Here is a 16,806-nt window from a genome sequence, read left to right as displayed (position 1 = left end):
GAAAAAAGAGTGCTATGGTTGGCACTCTTTTCTAGACTGTTTTTCGCTCAATTAAATGGAATGAAAGTTCTTCTGAGTTTCCAATAATGTGTTCGTTTTGTATCTGTTTATGAAATAAAGAAAAAGCACGTGATCCCATTGTGAGCCCGGGATGCTCAATAGTTGTAATTTCTAATGCTTTTGAAATTTCATGGTTATCAAATCCCAGGATAGCGAGGTCTTCAGGTATGCGAATGCCATGTTTTTTTGCCTCTGTTAATAAACCAGCAGCTACTTGATCGTTCGCTGTGAAAATAGCGGTTGGACGATTTTTCATGTTTAAAATACGATGAAGTATTTTTGCCCCGTCCTGCATCGTATAACATTGATGGAAAATCCAATCAGGGTGTACTGTTTTTCCTTCGTGACGAAGAGTATCGGCGAAAGCTTTTTCACGCTCGATTGAATTAACACTTGTTTTTCTTGCTAAACAAATGCCGATTTTTTCATGACCTTTACTGAGTAAATAGGAAGTACCAAGGCGGAATCCTTCGTAATGATCTACATAGACAGATGAAATGAGGGGATGGTTCATTTTTTCACATGAAATAATAGGGGCAAATTTTGCGAACGGTTCAATTTGTTCCCATGAACTCGTGCGAGAGCAAATAATCATCCCGTCAAATTGTTTCATTTTCATCATTTCAAGAACGCGAATTTCTTCAATACTATCGTAATTCGTTTGGCATAAATTAATATGATATCCAGCTGCTAACGCTTCGTTTCCGATTCCTTCAATGATCGTGCTAAAGTACGGAAGATTAATAAAAGGTAGCATAACGCCAATTGTATATGTTTTACCCTTTATTAAATGGATAGCATTTATATTTTTTGCATAGTTCAATTCTTCAACTGCATCTAAAACACGCTTACGTTTTTCCTCTTTTACGTAAGGATGATTATTAAGGACACGAGAAACAGTTGATATAGATACACCAGCAGTTTTTGCAATTTGTTTTATATTGGCCATATGTATCACCTCTTTCCTTAATTATAAGGGGAAAATAATAAGAATGAAAAAAATCTTGACCTGAAAAGCTTTTCACAATCTATGTTATAAGCATGACTTCTGTTGTTCGCGTAACCTTTTTATTTGGGCGTAAGAATAGTGGGGTCTTTTTTGTATGTCTGCAAAGAATTTTTGTCAGAATGTGTGAGAATAACGTGGAAAGTTTTCGGAGGAGGCGTTTGATAACGAAGCGAATAGTAGAGAGTATAAACGCTTCACTCGTTAAGAGAGCGGTATGAAAGGGCGGAAACAAATTGAAAAAAGGAATCATTTGTTTCGTGTTTTCTAGTGTAATACTTAGCTCATGTTCATTTCAGCAAACGATGCAAGAAGAAAAAACATTTGTAGGAACAACAGGAGGGGCTAAGGACCGTGTTACTGATCCGATTCCGCTAAAGGAACTTCCAAAATATTTTCCGGCAAAGTTTAAAGTTCCAACGTTTTTACCTTATGACATTACGAGTGATGTGCAGGGAGAGGTAAGAACGATGGGAAAGAAGAATGCTGTCTTAACGATTAAATATAAGCAACAAGAGAAAGGAAGGCACGATTATATAGAATTAACAGTGGCCAACTTTTCTTACAGTTTTCCATACCTCGTAGAAGAAAATCGATTTCAAGAACAAATGAAATTGAATAATGGAGCACCTGCTTATTTTAAAAATAAGGATGATTACGAGCGAGGGGACGAATTTGCTACGCTTATATGGAAAGAGAAGGGGATTGAATATCAGCTATTATATCGTAATGTAGATGAGAAAGATGAAGATGTGATTAAACAAAATCTACTGTACATTGCGAACAATATGGAATAAAAAACTAGCTGTATCGTGCAGCTAGTTTTTGTATGTTATTTCTTTTTAATTTTGCCTGACCAAGATTTAAATCCACCTTTTAATTGGTAGAAATCTGTGTAGCCTTGTTTTTTTAAGTATTGAGCTGCACGACCTGTACGGAATCCGCTTTGGCAATATAAATAAACCGGTTGATCTTGGCGAAGTTCTTTGTGGCGAAGGCGAATTTGTGATAATGGAATGTTACGCGCACCTAAAATATGTCCCGCGTTAAATTCATCCGCTTCGCGAATATCGATAAGCTGTGCTTTACGGTAGCCAGCGCGAAATTCTTCTTCTGAAAGTGTTTTAATTAATTTTTTCTGATAGAAATACATCCATACAGTGTAGCCGATGAATGCTGCAATTGCGGCTAGTATAATAATCAAGTTTGTTGACACGATTCTATCGCTCCTTTTTTCTTATCCTACTTTCAATATTATAATGCCCGTATGTATTTATGCAACAGATTCATTTGTATATAAGAAGAAATTTCGTATTCTTTCACAAATTTTGTCGAATTTGGTAGACTAGAGAATGTGAAAAATAATTGGTTATATGAGGTGCAGGATGGGAAAAGAAAAATGGTGTTATATTAACTCTGGTCAATGTTCACCAGCATTTAATATGGCGTTAGATGAATGTTTATTAAATTGGCAAAGTGAAAAGAAAATGCCACCAACAATTCGTTTTTACGAATGGGAAGTACCAACATTAACAGTCGGGTATTTCCAGCGTGTTGAAAAAGATATAAATATGGATGTAGTTAACGAAAAAAAATATGGATTCGTTCGTCGTCAAACAGGCGGCAGGGGTGTACTACATGACAAAGAATTAACGTACAGTGTTATTGTGTCTGAAGATCATCCGAATATGCCAAAAACAGTTACAGAAGCATACCGAATTATTTCGCAAGGCTTATTGGACGGTTTTAAGGCATTAGGATTAGAAGCGTATTATGCAGTTCCGAAAACAGAAGCGGATCGTGAGAATTTAAAAAATCCGCGTTCAGGAGTATGTTTTGATGCGCCATCTTGGTATGAGATTGTAGTTGAAGGAAGAAAAATCGCGGGTAGTGCCCAAACACGTCAAAAAGGTGTTATCTTACAACACGGTTCTATTCCGTTAGAAATAGATTTAGATGAGTTATACGACCTATTTTTATTCCCAAATGAGCGAGTAAAAGAGCGTATGAAAAACATGTTTTCTTCTAAAGCGGTAGCGATTAATGAATTAACAGACCGCACATTTACGATTGAACAGTTAATTAAAGCGTTTGAAACTGGATTTGAAAAAGGTTTAGATATAGAGCTTGTGCCGTATGAACTAACAGAAGAACAGCTTCATGAAGTTCAAACTTTAGCAAAAGAGAAGTATGAAAGTAATGAATGGAATTATAAAAAATAAGGAGATGGCGACCGCCATCTCCTTATTTTTATAGTAAATTAAGTACTTTTTCTACTTTGATTCCTTTATCTTGTAAAGAACGAAGGCGATTTACAACGTCCATAATTTCTTTGTCGAATGTAACGCTAATACCTTGGCTTTGTAGCTCTTTTTTTAATCCTTCAATAGAATCATCTATGTCGATGCCAAGCTCGTAATCTTGACAAACTTCAATTGTCTTTTTCACAAGTTTAACATAATTTTCTTGTAGTTTTGTATTTGTTTCAGTCAAAGCAGGTTGCTTCGGTTTTATAGGAGTAACCGGTGCTGTCTCTTGCTTTGTAACTGGAGTAGGTACTGCTTTTTTCACAGGTGCTGGAGTAGATAGTTCTATAGCTGCTTCAACACTTACTGACTTCGGCGTTGGTACCGGAGTAGGTTTAGATGCAGCAGGTGTTTCTACTCGCGTAATAGGCTTTGGAGCAGGTGTAACTGCTTTTGGAGCTTCTACAACTACTTCTTTTTTCGGAGTAGCTTCTACAACTGTTTCTTCTTGCTCAGCAGCTTCTTTATTTTCTTTGCTCCACATAACGCGTTCAACTTCTAGAGAAACATTATTTTTGTTCATCGCTGTTAATGTAACTTTACCAACCTCAGCGTTCCCAGTGAAATCAACAATTTTATAAATAACACTCTTGTTCCAATCCACGTTTCCGCTCAAAAATAATTCTTCGTTACATTTCGGCGTTAAGCCCTCGATTTTAATTTCTGCGTTTACACCGTTTTCACTGTATACCATAATTAGCGAAGCATTTACATCTTCGTCTGCTAACATTAGTTCACGTACCATTTTGCCGGTGCGTACTTGCGTTTTCTTCTTAACTGACATCTAATTTCTCCTCTCAAAAATTCAGTAATAATAAAAAAATCGTATAACGAAAAATAATTGCTCACGAAGATTTATGATACCGATAATAAAAGCATCACGTCAACAATTAACTTTAATTATTTTGCATTTTTCTTATTTTCTTTATGAAATTTTTCAATTTGTAAAATTATACAGAAGAAAAACAGCCGTTTGAAGGGCTGTTAAAAATTTGATTTTTTGTATAGTAATTTATATAAAATATAAAATAGAATAGCGATTAAAGCGTTTTGCCAAAAGGTTAGATGATAAATGAGATAAGGTTGTTTTTTAAAATAGACATTTAAAAATACAGCTGAACAAAATGGAGTAGCAAATGCAAATCCAAATAGAATCCTTCTTTTCCAATTCATCTTTTGATCAAAGGAATAGCGCTTTAATAAATATAAAATGAAAAGTATGCCTAGTATAATAAGTGAAACGAACAAAGTGGTTCCAGGGATGCTAAAAGCTGGGCTTAACTGTTCGATATTCTTCCCGAAGATTAAAATGAAAGTCGAAACAAGTGCATCTATTCCAAACTGTATAGCAAGAAGTAAGCTAATAACAAAACCGATTAAAGAAGTTTGTTCTAGCTTTGTTTGGGTTGGTAAAGCTGATATAAGTTCATCGCAGTAAGATCGTAAATCATTTCCGAAAATATCATAAGCATTTTTATTTTCTGCTTGTGCTTCGATGAGATGATCTAATATTTCTAATAAAAGTTCTTCTAATTTTTGTTCGGGTACGTTAGATAACCGAAGATATACTAGCATATCACCGTAAGCAGCTTCGTTTTCAGGTGTTAGAAGTTCGCGTTTTTTATTGTTCAATTCAACCATGTCTTTCGCTTTCATCCCTATCACTCCCCTTGTAATAAGTTGTTTACCGTCGTTGAAACCATTCCCCAACTTTTTTTAAATTCTTCAAGTTGTTCTAATCCCTTATCAGTTACGTGATAATATTTTCGCTTCGGTCCAAGAGAGGAAGTCTTTAATGTACCTTCAATAAGTTTCTCTTTTTGCATGCGTAACAATAAAGGATAGATGCTTCCTTCACTTACGAATGTAAAGCCGTGTTTATTTAATTTTGTACTTAGTTCATATCCGTACACTTCTTCTTGTGAAATGATATATAGAATGCAACCTTCTAGTACACCTTTTAACATTTGGCTGTGCATGATTTCACCACCTTTTATCCAGGTAACTTGCGTTGCAAGGTAGCTGTTATCCAAATTATAACATTCAGTAACTTGCAACGCAAGTTACTGAAGTGGAAAACTTTAATCTGTGTTAATTTTCATGTGCTTCCCATACTAATGAGAGGAGGGAAGCACATGAAACCATTTATGCCAAAACTCGTTTACTTTGAACCGAGGGCACTCGAATATCCGCTTGGAAAAGAGCTTTATGAGAAGTTTACGAAGATGGGATTAGAAATCCGTGAAACGACATCACACAATCAAATTAGAAATTTTCCAGGGGAAAATGAATTGCAAAAGTATCGTAATGCAAAAGCAACACTTGTCGTTGGGGTGAGGAAGACGTTAAAGTTCGATACATCAAAACCTTCAGCTGAATATGCAATTCCGCTTGCAACAGGGTGTATGGGACATTGTCATTATTGTTATTTGCAAACGACACTTGGGAGTAAACCTTACGTAAGGGTGTATGTGAATCTAGATGAAATCTTTGAGAAGGCAAAGCAATATATGGATGAAAGGGCCCCTGAAATAACAAGATTTGAAGCGGCGTGTACATCAGACATCGTTGGAATTGATCATTTGACACATGCATTAAAGCGGGCGATAGAGTTTATCGGAGAAAGTGAACATGGACGTTTACGCTTCGTTACCAAATATTCGCATGTTGATCATTTATTAGATGCAAAGCATAATGGGAAAACGCGTTTTCGATTTAGTATTAATTCACGTTATGTTATTAAAAATTTTGAACCAGGGACATCGCCATTTGAAGAGCGAATTGAGGCTGCTCGTAAAGTAGCGGGGGCTAATTATCCTCTTGGTTTTATTGTTGCGCCAATTTATATGCATGAAGGGTGGGAAGAAGGGTACCGTGAATTGTTTGAACGATTGTACAATGCGTTAAAAGACATGACGATACCAAATTTAACGTTCGAATTAATTCAACATCGTTTTACGAAACCAGCCAAAAAAGTCATTCAAGAACGTTATCCGAATACGAAACTTGAAATGGATGAAGAGAAGCGGAAATATAAATGGGGACGATACGGTATTGGGAAATATGTATATCAAAAGGATGATGTGGAAGTATTAGAAGAAACAATACGAGGTTATATATATGAGTATTTTCCCGATGCAGAAATTCAATATTTTACATAAGGGGAATCTGGATTCTTTTTTTGTTTTATATATTTAGGCTCGTTTCCACCTTGTCACGTTATTCTTTCTGGTGTATCATTTTATTGATTGCTTCGTACGGAATAAGCAAAATGAAATCGGATGGAGGAAACCGATGCCTACCCCTAGTATGGAAGATTATATTGAACAAATTTATTTGTTGATTGATGAAAAGGGTTATGCCCGTGTATCTGATATTGCTGAAGCGCTTAGTGTACATCCATCCTCTGTAACAAAAATGGTACAAAAATTAGACAAAGACGAATATCTAATTTATGAAAAATATAGAGGGCTTGTATTAACATCAAAAGGTAAAAAAATCGGAGAACGTCTCGTATATCGTCATGAATTGTTAGAACAGTTTATGCGCATTATCGGTGTGGATGAAAGCAAAATTTATAATGATGTAGAAGGAATTGAACATCATTTAAGTTGGGAATCAATTGACCGTATCGGTGATTTAGTACAATACTTTGAACAAGATGAAGTTCGAGTAAAAACACTTCGTGGTGTTCAAAAAGCAAATGAAGAGAAAAGTAATTAAGGGGAACGTGTGGCGTTTCCTTTTTTATTTCAATCGAAAAGGACGGGAGAATAATGAAAGCAATTATTTTTGATTTTGATGGATTAATTGTGGACACAGAAACAATATGGTTTCACTCTTTCAGAGATGCTGTTCGTGAATACGGCGGCGAGTTACCTTTAGGGGAATTTGCAAAATGTATTGGAACGACAGATGAAGTGCTTTATGCATATTTAAAAGAGCAATTAAAAGAAAAATTTAACGAGCATGCATTAAAGGGAAAAGTAACAACTTTACATAAAGAGAAAATGAAAATACCAAAAGCGCGTGACGGGGTAAAAGAATATTTAGAAGAAGCGAAAGAACTTGGATTGAAAATCGCATTAGCCTCTAGTTCATCTAGGGAGTGGGTCGTTCGTTTTTTAGAAGAGCTACAAATTAGAGATTATTTTGAAGTGATTAAAACGCGAGAAGATGTAGAGAAGGTAAAACCAGATCCAGCTCTTTATAAAGTTACGATAGAAGAATTAGAAATTGAACCATCAGAAGCTGTTGTATTTGAAGATTCATTGAATGGATTGAAAGCAGCGGTGGCAGCAGGATTAAAGTGTGTCGTCGTACCTAATGATGTGACAAGAAATTTGCAATTTGAAAACCATCACCTTCGTATCGAAAGTATGAAAGAGAAAAGTTTGAAAGAAGTGCTTCAACATATAAAGTGAAACTTTAATCAGTAGGGTTTTTCGCATCTTCCACTGATTATTAGCCCCGCACCAACCGGGATAAAAAAAGACCGTATTTCCTAAAAGGAAGCACGGTCTTTCTTTTTGTTTTTTTTACCTTCAATGACAGTTAAATGAGATTGTTTTCTTTTTCTTTTCAACGATGGAGAATTACCCTTTTTCCCCTTGTCATCAGAAGCATTTCGTTTCAAGAAAGAATTGCTTAGGGGTGCTACATTTTGTTTCCCGTGTTTGCGGTTCGATTGTTTCGCTGCACGCTTATATGAGCTTTGCGAATTTGCAGAACCACTAGAGTTTGTAAACATTTTGTAGAGTAAGTAAAAGATACCGACGACAGCTAACATGATACCAATGTTTTTCAATACTTCCATTGGATTTGTAATAACAGATGAAACAAGGCCGAATATTGCCAATCCGATAATAAGCACAAATATAGCGAATGTAAACGAACGACCGTTCATAAGGGACACCTCCTAAAAACATATATTAAAATTAGTATATTAACGATGAGGAAAGGAGTTGAACACCATTTTTAAATAATTATTGTTTGTTTTCTAAACGTAATAATTCTTCAAACGATGCGATTGCAACTTCCGCTTGATCATCTGTTGGTTCTTTCGTTGTTAATAGTTGCAGCCATAATCCTGGATATCCAAGTACTCGTAAAACAGGGACATCTCGTAATCGATTGGTAAATTGTAATACTTCAAAAGAAATACCGAGAACAACTGGAATTAATAAAATTCGGTTTACTACCCTTGCCCAAAGCGGATCTGTAGGGACGAGGAAATAGACAAACATTCCAATAATGACTGTAAATATAATAAAGCTACTCCCACAGCGATAATGGAGGCGAGTTTGCTTTTGAACATTTTCTACAGTCAGTGGAAGATTATTCTCATAAGCATTGATTACTTTATGTTCCGCACCGTGGTACTGAAATACCCGCTTAATAAGTGGGGTTAAAGAAATGAAGTATATATAGCTCAATAATAGCATGAGCTTAATGACACTTTCGACAATGATTTGCCCTGTATGAGATGGGAAAATCGGTCTCGTTAATTCAGCTAAAAGTGCAGGAACTGCTGTGAAAATTACTTTACCAAATATGAACGATAAAACGCCAACTGCTGCAACTCCTAATACCATCGTTAATTTTGATTGTTCTTCTTTTTTATTTGCAAGTTGTTCATCTTCTTCTGGGTGGACATCAAATCGTTCTGAAGCAAAGTTTAAATGTTTCGCTCCATTCGCACTTGCATCCACAATAGCGGCAATACCTCGTAAAAATGGAATTTTCTTTAGTAGAGATAATGCTTTATTACGAACGCGTGGTAAACGATAAAATTCAATCGATTTATCTTTACGACGAACCGCTGTAACAGTATATTCTCTACCGCCAAACATAACTCCTTCTATGACTGCCTGCCCGCCATATATTTGTTTTGATTCTTCTGCCATGTTAACACCAACCTGTATTTGTTTCTCTCTTATGTAGAAAAAGAGGCAATTGTCATACTTGGTTTTGTCATCTTGAAATAAGACAATCACCGAGTTTCCTTTATTTTATCGACAAATACAGGCAGATGACAAGGGAAAATGTTACGAGAGTCGGACATTTCTTATTCTTTTTATAGACAAATTTTGCAGGATTTAAACATGCCTCAAAATAGTTTCGGGCATACTAGTGAGCGGAGGTGTCAATGTGAATCAAGAACAATCAACAATAAGAAACTTTGTACAAATTGGTTTATTTGGTGGCTTATTTTGGGGAGGTATATGGTATTTCCTTCATATATTCTCATTTACAGAAGCTGGACCTAACTATTTACTTTTACCGTTTGCATTTGGAGATTGGAAAGAAGGGGTTTGGGGAAATGTACTAGGTATCGTTTGTATGGGACTTCTTTCAATTTTAGTGGCATTTCTCTATAAAGCCCTTTTTAAAAAGTTTGAAGGAGTATTCCCTGGCGTACTATACGGTTTGTTTTGGTGGGCATTATTATTTTTGGGGATGGGGCTAATGGCACCTGTTATTAAAAGTGCACTCCATTTACCGAAAGAAACAATTGTAACGACAATATGTATCTTTATATTATATGGTGTTTTTATTTCGTATTCTGTAGCATTCGAATCGAATAATACAAATAGAGGAGAAGGGGTCGAGAAGACAAACTATTCAAATAAGTGATTCCTATGTTAAAATGTCGTATAGACATTTTTTAATATTAAGGAGTTTTAAGAAAATGAAAAAGTTACTCCTCGTAAATGGTCCTAACCTAAATCGCCTTGGCGTTAGGGAAGTAAATGTATACGGAAAAGGAACGTTAGCGACGCTTGAAACAGATATGAAACACGAAGCAGAGAAAATGGGAGTGGAGTTAGAATGTTTCCAATCGAATCATGAAGGTGCTATTATCGATCGTCTTCATGAGGCTGAAGATATATATGAAGGGATCATTTTAAATCCTGGAGCATTTACGCATTATAGCTATGCGATTCGAGATGCAATTGCGAGCATTTCGATTCCTGTTATTGAAGTACATATTTCTAACATTCACCAGCGTGAATCGTTCCGTCACGAATCTGTGACGGCGGCTGTTTGTGCGGGACAAATTGTTGGATTTGGTTTTTATGGCTATAAGTTAGCGTTATTTGCATTAATGGAGAAATTGAGGGAGGCATAAAGTAATGGAAAAGATCGAGAGATTAAGAAGTGCGTTTGATGAGGCTGGTATTGACGGTATCGTATTAACGAATGAACATAGCCGTAGATATATGGCGAATTTCACAGGAACAGCTGGTGTTGTACTAATTTCAAAAGAGCGTGCTCTATTTATTACAGATTTCCGTTATGTAGAGCAAGCTAGTAAGCAAGCGGTTGGATACGAAATAGTGCAGCATCCAGGATTAATTCTTGATGAAGTTGCGAAACAAGTTAAAGAACTTGGAATTCAAAAGCTAGGATTTGAGCAAGATACTCTTACATATAGCTCTTACGTAACGCATAATGAAGCGATCGAAGCTGAATTCATCCCAACTTCTGGGCTTGTAGAAAAGTTACGCTTGATAAAGACTGATTCAGAGATTAAGATATTAAAGGAAGCTGCACAGATTGCAGATGCTGCCTTTGAGCATATTCTATCATTCATTCGCCCGGGAGTATCTGAAATTGAAGTGTCAAATGAACTTGAATTTTTCATGAGAAAACAAGGAGCAACATCTTCTTCGTTTGATATTATCGTTGCTTCAGGTCTTCGTTCGGCATTACCGCACGGCGTGGCATCTGAAAAAGTGATAGAAAAAGGAGATTTCGTTACATTAGACTTCGGCGCTTATTACAAAGGATATTGCTCTGATATTACTCGTACGATTGCAGTCGGTGAACCATCTGATAAATTAAAAGAAATTTATAATATCGTTTTAGAAGCACAACTACGTGGTGTGAACGGTATTAAAGCTGGTTTAACGGGTCGTGAGGCTGATGCATTAACGCGTGATTACATAACGGAAAAAGGATATGGTGAATACTTCGGACACTCTACTGGTCATGGAATCGGTCTTGAAATCCATGAAGCACCAGGTTTAGCGTTCCGTTCTGATACAGTACTTGAACCAGGTATGGCTGTAACAGTAGAACCAGGTATTTATATTCCAGGTGTTGGCGGGGTACGTATTGAAGATGATATCATTGTAACAAGTGAAGGCAATGAAGTAATAACGAAATCACCAAAAGAACTTATTATTTTGTAATACACAGGAGGATTTTTTTACATGATTTCAGTAAACGATTTTCGTACAGGTTTAACAATTTCAGTGGACAATGCCCTTTGGCAAGTAATGGATTTCCAACACGTAAAGCCAGGTAAAGGTGCTGCATTCGTTCGCTCTAAACTACGTAACCTTCGCACAGGATCTGTTCAAGAGAAAACATTCCGTGCAGGTGAAAAAGTAGAAAAAGCACACATCGAAAACCGTCGTATGCAATACTTATACGCGAGCGGTGAGTCTCACGTATTTATGGATAACGAAACTTATGAGCAAATCGAACTTGGCGAAAACCAAATCGAGCGCGAATTAAAATTCTTAAAAGAAAACATGGGAGTATCTATTATGACATACCAAGATGAAGTACTTGGTGTTGAGCTTCCGAACACAGTTGAATTAACAGTGTCAGAAACAGAACCTGGTATTAAAGGTGACACAGCTTCTAACGTAACAAAACCAGCTAAATTAGAAACTGGTCTTGTTGTACAAGTACCAATCTTCATTAACGAAGGCGAAATGCTTATCATCAACACTGGTGAAGGTAAATACGTTTCTCGTGCATAGTAGAAAAGCACTCGTGATTATCACGAGTGCTTTTTTTATAGGAAATAGGGCAGATAGTAAATTGCAGTTATAACAAAACTAACTGTGACGAGTGAAAGGGTACCCATAATATATGGAGTCAAAACAATTTGAAACGGGCGTATTTCACCAGTTTCAATACCGGTAAAAGTTTTATTCGTTACATGATCCATATTGTTATTTCTAAAGTTACTCATAATAATTAACCACGTAATTGCAAATATTGCTAGACTGCCAAGGAAAAAGCTCTCCAAAAATGACCAGCCGACCATTTTTGAAAAAAGATAAATAATAGCTAATTCTACTACAATTGTTAAACTAATTTTTAATGCTTTCATATTTTCCCCCCTCATTTTGTACGTCCAGCCAATTTGAAAAATTCTTGCGTGATACGACATGTAGTGAGCAAGGTGACTTTACTTCTTTCTCAAGTGCAGCGTGTACGTCTGGAAATTGTTTTTCCACATGTAATGAAATGTAAGATAGTTTCTCTTGCGCCTTTAAAGAGCGAATGTTAGTCGTTTTGGCACCAGCGAATACGTATGTGAGTTGTAAGTCTAAGAAAGCAACTTTAAAGATTTCTTTTTTAGCGGCCTCGTTATATCCTTTTCCCCAGTATGGATAGCCGATCCAACTGCCAATGTGAGATTGCTTTTTCTCATAATTAATATGTTTAAGTGTGGTGAGGCCAATTATTTCATTTTCTTCATTTACAATCACTCTTGATAAGGAGTGCTTTTTTCGTTCCTCTTCAATTGCAAAAAGAATGAATGTTTTTGTATCTTCCACTGATTCTACTTTTAGCCCTAATGCATTTTTTACATGTGGATTGCTTGATAGCTCAAAAATCACATTTGCATATCGTAAATCGAGCGGTAATAAAGTAACTTGCTTCATCATCTATGCTCCTTTTCTATTAAATATACCATAAATTAATTAGAATATTCAGTTTTAGGTTAAGTCGATAGAGAAAAATTATGTTTTTACTTCTGAAATAGACAACCTCTGCATATGGTTGTACAAATATATTCTTTTTCAGAATAAGGAAGTAGTAACTGTTATGGGAGAAGGTGGGAGAATGAAACAGTGGCTAGCGGCAATGGAAACATCCGTGCTTGTTATGGGATTACTTCGGTTGTTTTCAGGAAGCGCGGAAATATTCGCCGCTCTGCTTATGCTTTACGTGAATGATGCGAAGAAAGCATTGTTTATAAATGGTATGTTGGCGTTTGTTGGACCGACCGTATTAATTTTAACAATGACAATTGGCATAGCGAGTGTAGCAAGTGAGATTTCTTTCTTGAAACTCTTTTTTCTAGCGCTTGGAATTGGCTGCATTTTTATCGCGTTGTTGAAATAGTAAGTCGAGTATAGTGGGGAGAAGCTTATGAAAGAAGTATTAGAAGTTTTACCGAAAGCGATGAGACAGTTAGTTGAAGGCTGTAAACAATACGATACTCTAGAGGAAATTCGCGTTCGAATTGGAAGGCCACTAGAGTGTATTGCACATGGAGAAGTGTTTTTCTATGACTATATCGCTACAGCGGAAGATGCAATCCATTTATTGAATAAGTTAAGTCAATTCTCAATTTATACGATGGAAGAGGAATTGAAACGTGGATATGTGACACTACGAGGAGGACATAGAATTGGCCTAGCTGGAAAAGTCATTACAGAAAAAAGCGCAGTGAAAATGATTCGAGATGTCTCTTCTTTTAATATTCGTATTGCCCGTCAAAAAATAGGGATTGCTGAGCCGCTTCTGCCATATCTTTATGAATCGCGATGGTTAAACACGATGGTAATTGGCCCACCGCAAACGGGGAAAACAACACTTTTAAGAGATGTAGCACGCTGTATGAGTCAAGGTGTAAGTGCTTCGAAAATTCCTTCATGTAAAGTGGGGATTGTTGATGAACGATCAGAAATTGCGGGCTGTGTGAAAGGAATCCCGCAATATGACTTTGGCGTGCGAGTAGATGTATTAGACGCTTGTCCAAAAGCTGAAGGAATGATGATGATGATTCGTTCTATGAGCCCAGACATATTAATCGTAGATGAAATTGGACGTAAAGAAGATAGTGAAGCGATTATGGAGGCGGTACATGCAGGTGTTCAGCTTTTTATAAGTGCACATGGATTTTCTTATGATGATGTTGTGAAACGTCCATCGTTACAGGCGGTGCTGGAACTTGGTGTATTTGATAGGTTTGTGGAATTATCAAAAGCGAGAGGGCCAGGAACAGTTATGCAAGTGAAAGATAGAGATGGAAAACCAGTATTATCCCATAGAAAGGTTCAAGGCGTATGGTGAAAATATTTGGTGCGGTATTAATAGTTGCTGTTAGCACTTTTTTCGGATTTTCATACGCTAAAAGGTACAGTGAGAGACCGCGGCAACTTAGGTTATTGAAGGCAGCATTGCAATCATTAGAAGCTGAAATTATGTATGGACACACGCCGTTATCTGAGGCTGCAGAGCGTTTAGTCAAACAAATGCCGAAGCCGTTAAATTGGATATTTCAAAGCTTTTCGAAACGGCTAGAGGACGGGGAGCAAACAGTTAGAGAAGCTTGGATTGATAGTTTGAAGGAGAACTGGACGTTAACGGCGTTTAAACAAACCGAGTATGAAATCTTACAACAATTTGGTGAAACACTTGGACAACATGATCGTGAATCACAGCAAAAACATATTCGCTTATGTATTACACATTTGGAGAGAGAAGAAGGAGAAGCGAAAGCATTACAACTACAATATGAAAAAATGATAAAGAGTTTAGGGGTACTAGCAGGGCTACTTATCGTAATTTTACTGCTATAGGGGGGAGAAAGGCGATGTCCATTGATGTTGGATTAATATTTCAAATCGCCGGAATCGGCATTGTTTTAGCTTTCATTCATACTGTACTAAAAGAATTAAAGCGAGAGGATATTGCAAATTGGGTTATCCTTGTCGGTTTTGTCGTTATTTTGTTTCATGTTGCATTTTTAATTAATACTCTATTCGACAAGATTAAAAGTGTCTTTCTCTTCCAGTAAAGGAGGCGGTTCGAATCGAAATTATACAAATTGTCGGATTAGGCCTCGTTGCTACATTTTTAGCGGCTGTTTTAAATCAGCATAAGTCTAGTATTACATCGTTATTTATTGTGTTCATTGGTAGCATGATGTTTCTTCTCTTAATCGATCAAATTCATTCTATTTTACAAATGATTGAGAGAGTGGCGAGTGAAGCGAAGGTTAGCAACGTATATGTAGAAACGTTATTGAAAATTATAGGAATTGCTTATATCGCTGAGTTTGGTGCGCAAATTACAAAGGATGCTGGTCAAGGTGCAATCGCTTCGAAAATTGAATTAGCTGGGAAAATCTTAATTCTCGTCATGGCAATTCCTATTTTGACGGTTGTAATTGAAACAATTCTCGGTTTTTTACCTACGGGATAAGGGGGAGTGAATGTTGAGGAAGTTTGGAGCTAAGCTATTATTTGCTTGCTTCCTTTTCTTTTCTTTACCGATTGTTGTACAAGCTTCTCCTATAGAAACAAACGTCGTTGATCAACAATTGGATAAGCTCGGAATTGAAGATGTGAAGCAATTTTGGGACGGGCTTGTTACAAAGTATGGAGGCTATTTACCAGAGAGTCAAAAAGGAAGCTTTATGGAGTTTGTAAAGGGAGAAAAAGAGTTCTCCATAAAAGAGTGGATGATAGGTCTACTAAAATATTTATTTCATGAGCTTGTTGCAAATGGAAAGTTACTCGGAACGCTCATTATGCTCACGATTTTCAGTGCATTGTTGCAATCGTTGCAATCGGCTTTTTCAAAGAGTAGCGTGAGTAAAATCGCTGATGCAGTCGTATACATGGTACTTATTATTTTCGCTTTAAATAGTTTTTATGTCGTTATGACATATGCAAGAGAGACGATACAAACAATGGTAGATTTTATACTAGCGTTATTACCAATTTTACTTGCACTCGTAGCAACAGGCGGCGGTGTTGTTTCTGTATCATTTTTTCATCCAATCATCATTTTCTTAATGAATACGAGTGGGCTTCTTATGAACTATATCGTTCTACCACTTTTATTACTTGCAACTATATTAAGTATTGTAAGCACGATGAGTGATCAATATAAAGTTACGAAATTGTCCAAGCTTTTGCAAAACGTTAGTGTTGGGATTATTGGTATCTTTTTGACGGTTTTTTTAGGGGTATTATCTGTACAGGGAACTGCGTCAGCCGTTGCTGATGGTATAGCTGTGAAAACGGCTAAATTTGTAACAGGAAATTTCATTCCTGTAGTAGGAAGGATGTTTACTGAGGCGGCGGATACTGTTATTAGTGCATCTGGATTATTAAAAAACACAGTCGGAATTATCGGGCTCGTTATTTTATGCTTAATTGTCGCTTTCCCAGCGATTCAAATTTTTTGTATCGCGTTTATTTATAAATTCGCAGCAGCAGTATTGCAACCAGTAGGCGGAGGAGCAATTATTCAATGTTTAGATATCATTGGACGAAGTATCATTTACGTATTTGCTTGCTTAGCTATCGTATCATTTATGTTCTTTTTAAGTATCACAATTATTATTGCTGCCGGGAACATTACTCTCATGATGCGGTAGGAGGTGAA

General features: G+C 36.5%; 24 protein-coding genes. 15 read left to right on the top strand and 9 right to left on the bottom strand.

All coding sequences use genetic code 11. The features are described 5' to 3' along the window. Positions 1–31: 31 nt before the first annotated feature. A complete protein-coding gene (locus AC1DS7_RS18260) occupies positions 32–1,009 on the bottom strand; it encodes a LacI family DNA-binding transcriptional regulator (RefSeq protein WP_002034002.1) in 978 nt (325 codons plus the stop codon). A 317-nt stretch (positions 1,010–1,326) separates the two neighbouring features. Here AC1DS7_RS18260 and AC1DS7_RS18255 point away from each other — a divergent pair, with 317 nt between their 5' ends. Continuing rightward, entirely contained in the window at positions 1,327–1,863 is a 537-nt protein-coding gene (locus tag AC1DS7_RS18255) for a hypothetical protein (protein ID WP_016100627.1), read from the top strand. A 35-nt stretch (positions 1,864–1,898) separates the two neighbouring features. Here the strand turns inward: AC1DS7_RS18255 and AC1DS7_RS18250 are convergent, their stop codons facing one another. Further along, positions 1,899–2,282 carry a rhodanese-like domain-containing protein gene (locus AC1DS7_RS18250; RefSeq protein WP_002034000.1) on the bottom strand — a complete coding sequence of 128 codons (384 nt, stop codon included), beginning with the start codon at positions 2,280–2,282 and terminating at the stop codon, positions 1,899–1,901. Between the two features lie 169 nt (positions 2,283–2,451). Between AC1DS7_RS18250 and AC1DS7_RS18245 the strand changes: the two genes are divergently transcribed. Further along, positions 2,452–3,288 (top strand): lipoate--protein ligase family protein, encoded by an 837-nt coding sequence (locus tag AC1DS7_RS18245; RefSeq protein ID WP_002033999.1) that lies wholly within the window; start codon positions 2,452–2,454, stop codon positions 3,286–3,288. Between the two features lie 28 nt (positions 3,289–3,316). Here AC1DS7_RS18245 and AC1DS7_RS18240 read toward each other — a convergent pair whose 3' ends face one another. From AC1DS7_RS18240 to AC1DS7_RS18230, 3 genes are all read right to left on the bottom strand, one after another. Continuing rightward, positions 3,317–4,156: a hypothetical protein gene (locus AC1DS7_RS18240; RefSeq protein ID WP_061689629.1), complete on the bottom strand. Its 840-nt coding sequence runs from the start codon at positions 4,154–4,156 to the stop codon at positions 3,317–3,319. Between the two features lie 200 nt (positions 4,157–4,356). After that, positions 4,357–5,028: a DUF1129 family protein gene (locus AC1DS7_RS18235; protein ID WP_016100629.1), complete on the bottom strand. Its 672-nt coding sequence runs from the start codon at positions 5,026–5,028 to the stop codon at positions 4,357–4,359. 5 nt (positions 5,029–5,033) lie between these two features. Further along, complete coding sequence (locus AC1DS7_RS18230; RefSeq protein WP_002143107.1) at positions 5,034–5,351, bottom strand: PadR family transcriptional regulator; 318 nt, start codon at positions 5,349–5,351, stop codon at positions 5,034–5,036. A 156-nt stretch (positions 5,352–5,507) separates the two neighbouring features. Between AC1DS7_RS18230 and splB the strand changes: the two genes are divergently transcribed. The 3 genes from splB to AC1DS7_RS18215 all read left to right on the top strand — a co-directional run bounded on the left by splB (position 5,508) and on the right by AC1DS7_RS18215 (position 7,796). After that, entirely contained in the window at positions 5,508–6,533 is a 1,026-nt protein-coding gene (gene splB / locus AC1DS7_RS18225; RefSeq protein ID WP_002015042.1) for a spore photoproduct lyase, read from the top strand. A gap of 133 nt (positions 6,534–6,666) precedes the next feature. Beyond that, on the top strand, positions 6,667–7,095 hold the full coding sequence (mntR, locus tag AC1DS7_RS18220; protein ID WP_002143106.1) for a transcriptional regulator MntR: 429 nt from the start codon (positions 6,667–6,669) through the stop codon (positions 7,093–7,095). A 53-nt stretch (positions 7,096–7,148) separates the two neighbouring features. Next, a complete protein-coding gene (locus AC1DS7_RS18215) occupies positions 7,149–7,796 on the top strand; it encodes an HAD family hydrolase (RefSeq protein ID WP_002033993.1) in 648 nt (215 codons plus the stop codon). Between the two features lie 80 nt (positions 7,797–7,876). Here the strand turns inward: AC1DS7_RS18215 and AC1DS7_RS18210 are convergent, their stop codons facing one another. Together AC1DS7_RS18210 and AC1DS7_RS18205 are read right to left on the bottom strand one after the other, a co-directional pair. Then, a complete protein-coding gene (locus AC1DS7_RS18210; RefSeq protein ID WP_002015046.1) occupies positions 7,877–8,278 on the bottom strand; it encodes an SA1362 family protein in 402 nt (133 codons plus the stop codon). A 79-nt stretch (positions 8,279–8,357) separates the two neighbouring features. Continuing rightward, positions 8,358–9,278 carry a DUF1385 domain-containing protein gene (locus AC1DS7_RS18205; RefSeq protein ID WP_002015047.1) on the bottom strand — a complete coding sequence of 307 codons (921 nt, stop codon included), beginning with the start codon at positions 9,276–9,278 and terminating at the stop codon, positions 8,358–8,360. A 244-nt stretch (positions 9,279–9,522) separates the two neighbouring features. Between AC1DS7_RS18205 and AC1DS7_RS18200 the strand changes: the two genes are divergently transcribed. Genes AC1DS7_RS18200 through efp form a run of 4 tightly spaced genes read left to right on the top strand, consistent with a single transcriptional unit; the run spans position 9,523 to position 12,149 of the window. Beyond that, positions 9,523–10,008: a YqhR family membrane protein gene (locus tag AC1DS7_RS18200; RefSeq protein ID WP_002015048.1), complete on the top strand. Its 486-nt coding sequence runs from the start codon at positions 9,523–9,525 to the stop codon at positions 10,006–10,008. 55 nt (positions 10,009–10,063) lie between these two features. Continuing rightward, a complete protein-coding gene (gene aroQ / locus AC1DS7_RS18195) occupies positions 10,064–10,504 on the top strand; it encodes a type II 3-dehydroquinate dehydratase (RefSeq protein WP_002015049.1) in 441 nt (146 codons plus the stop codon). A gap of 4 nt (positions 10,505–10,508) precedes the next feature. Further along, positions 10,509–11,570: a Xaa-Pro dipeptidase gene (gene pepQ / locus AC1DS7_RS18190; protein ID WP_002033991.1), complete on the top strand. Its 1,062-nt coding sequence runs from the start codon at positions 10,509–10,511 to the stop codon at positions 11,568–11,570. Positions 11,571–11,591: 21 nt separating this feature from the next. Further along, positions 11,592–12,149, top strand: coding sequence for an elongation factor P (efp, locus tag AC1DS7_RS18185; protein WP_002033989.1), 558 nt, complete (start codon positions 11,592–11,594; stop codon positions 12,147–12,149). A 35-nt stretch (positions 12,150–12,184) separates the two neighbouring features. Here the strand turns inward: efp and AC1DS7_RS18180 are convergent, their stop codons facing one another. Together AC1DS7_RS18180 and AC1DS7_RS18175 are read right to left on the bottom strand one after the other, a co-directional pair. Then, positions 12,185–12,505: a hypothetical protein gene (locus AC1DS7_RS18180; RefSeq protein ID WP_016100630.1), complete on the bottom strand. Its 321-nt coding sequence runs from the start codon at positions 12,503–12,505 to the stop codon at positions 12,185–12,187. Further along, positions 12,486–13,067, bottom strand: coding sequence for a GNAT family N-acetyltransferase (locus AC1DS7_RS18175; protein ID WP_016100631.1), 582 nt, complete (start codon positions 13,065–13,067; stop codon positions 12,486–12,488). Before AC1DS7_RS18175 ends, AC1DS7_RS18180 begins: the two co-directional genes overlap by 20 nt. Before the next feature lie 178 nt (positions 13,068–13,245). Between AC1DS7_RS18175 and AC1DS7_RS18170 the strand changes: the two genes are divergently transcribed. Genes AC1DS7_RS18170 through spoIIIAE form a run of 6 tightly spaced genes read left to right on the top strand, consistent with a single transcriptional unit; the run spans position 13,246 to position 16,798 of the window. Beyond that, complete coding sequence (locus tag AC1DS7_RS18170; protein ID WP_000816054.1) at positions 13,246–13,527, top strand: YqhV family protein; 282 nt, start codon at positions 13,246–13,248, stop codon at positions 13,525–13,527. A gap of 27 nt (positions 13,528–13,554) precedes the next feature. Then, positions 13,555–14,481, top strand: coding sequence for a stage III sporulation protein AA (gene spoIIIAA, locus AC1DS7_RS18165; RefSeq protein ID WP_002143102.1), 927 nt, complete (start codon positions 13,555–13,557; stop codon positions 14,479–14,481). Continuing rightward, positions 14,475–14,990, top strand: coding sequence for a stage III sporulation protein SpoIIIAB (gene spoIIIAB / locus AC1DS7_RS18160; protein ID WP_002088574.1), 516 nt, complete (start codon positions 14,475–14,477; stop codon positions 14,988–14,990). Before spoIIIAA ends, spoIIIAB begins: the two co-directional genes overlap by 7 nt. Positions 14,991–15,004: 14 nt before the next feature. Further along, entirely contained in the window at positions 15,005–15,208 is a 204-nt protein-coding gene (spoIIIAC, locus tag AC1DS7_RS18155) for a stage III sporulation protein AC (protein ID WP_000020914.1), read from the top strand. Positions 15,209–15,231: 23 nt separating this feature from the next. Then, entirely contained in the window at positions 15,232–15,615 is a 384-nt protein-coding gene (spoIIIAD, locus tag AC1DS7_RS18150) for a stage III sporulation protein AD (RefSeq protein ID WP_078172833.1), read from the top strand. A gap of 10 nt (positions 15,616–15,625) precedes the next feature. Continuing rightward, positions 15,626–16,798, top strand: a complete 1,173-nt coding sequence (gene spoIIIAE / locus AC1DS7_RS18145) for a stage III sporulation protein AE (protein ID WP_002067101.1) — start codon at positions 15,626–15,628, stop codon at positions 16,796–16,798. Positions 16,799–16,806 lie beyond the last annotated feature (8 nt).

This window comes from Bacillus sp. P4_E1 (assembly GCF_056401715.1).
Note: the sequence above shows the minus strand (reverse complement) of the source record. Positions and strands in the feature narration are given on the sequence as shown.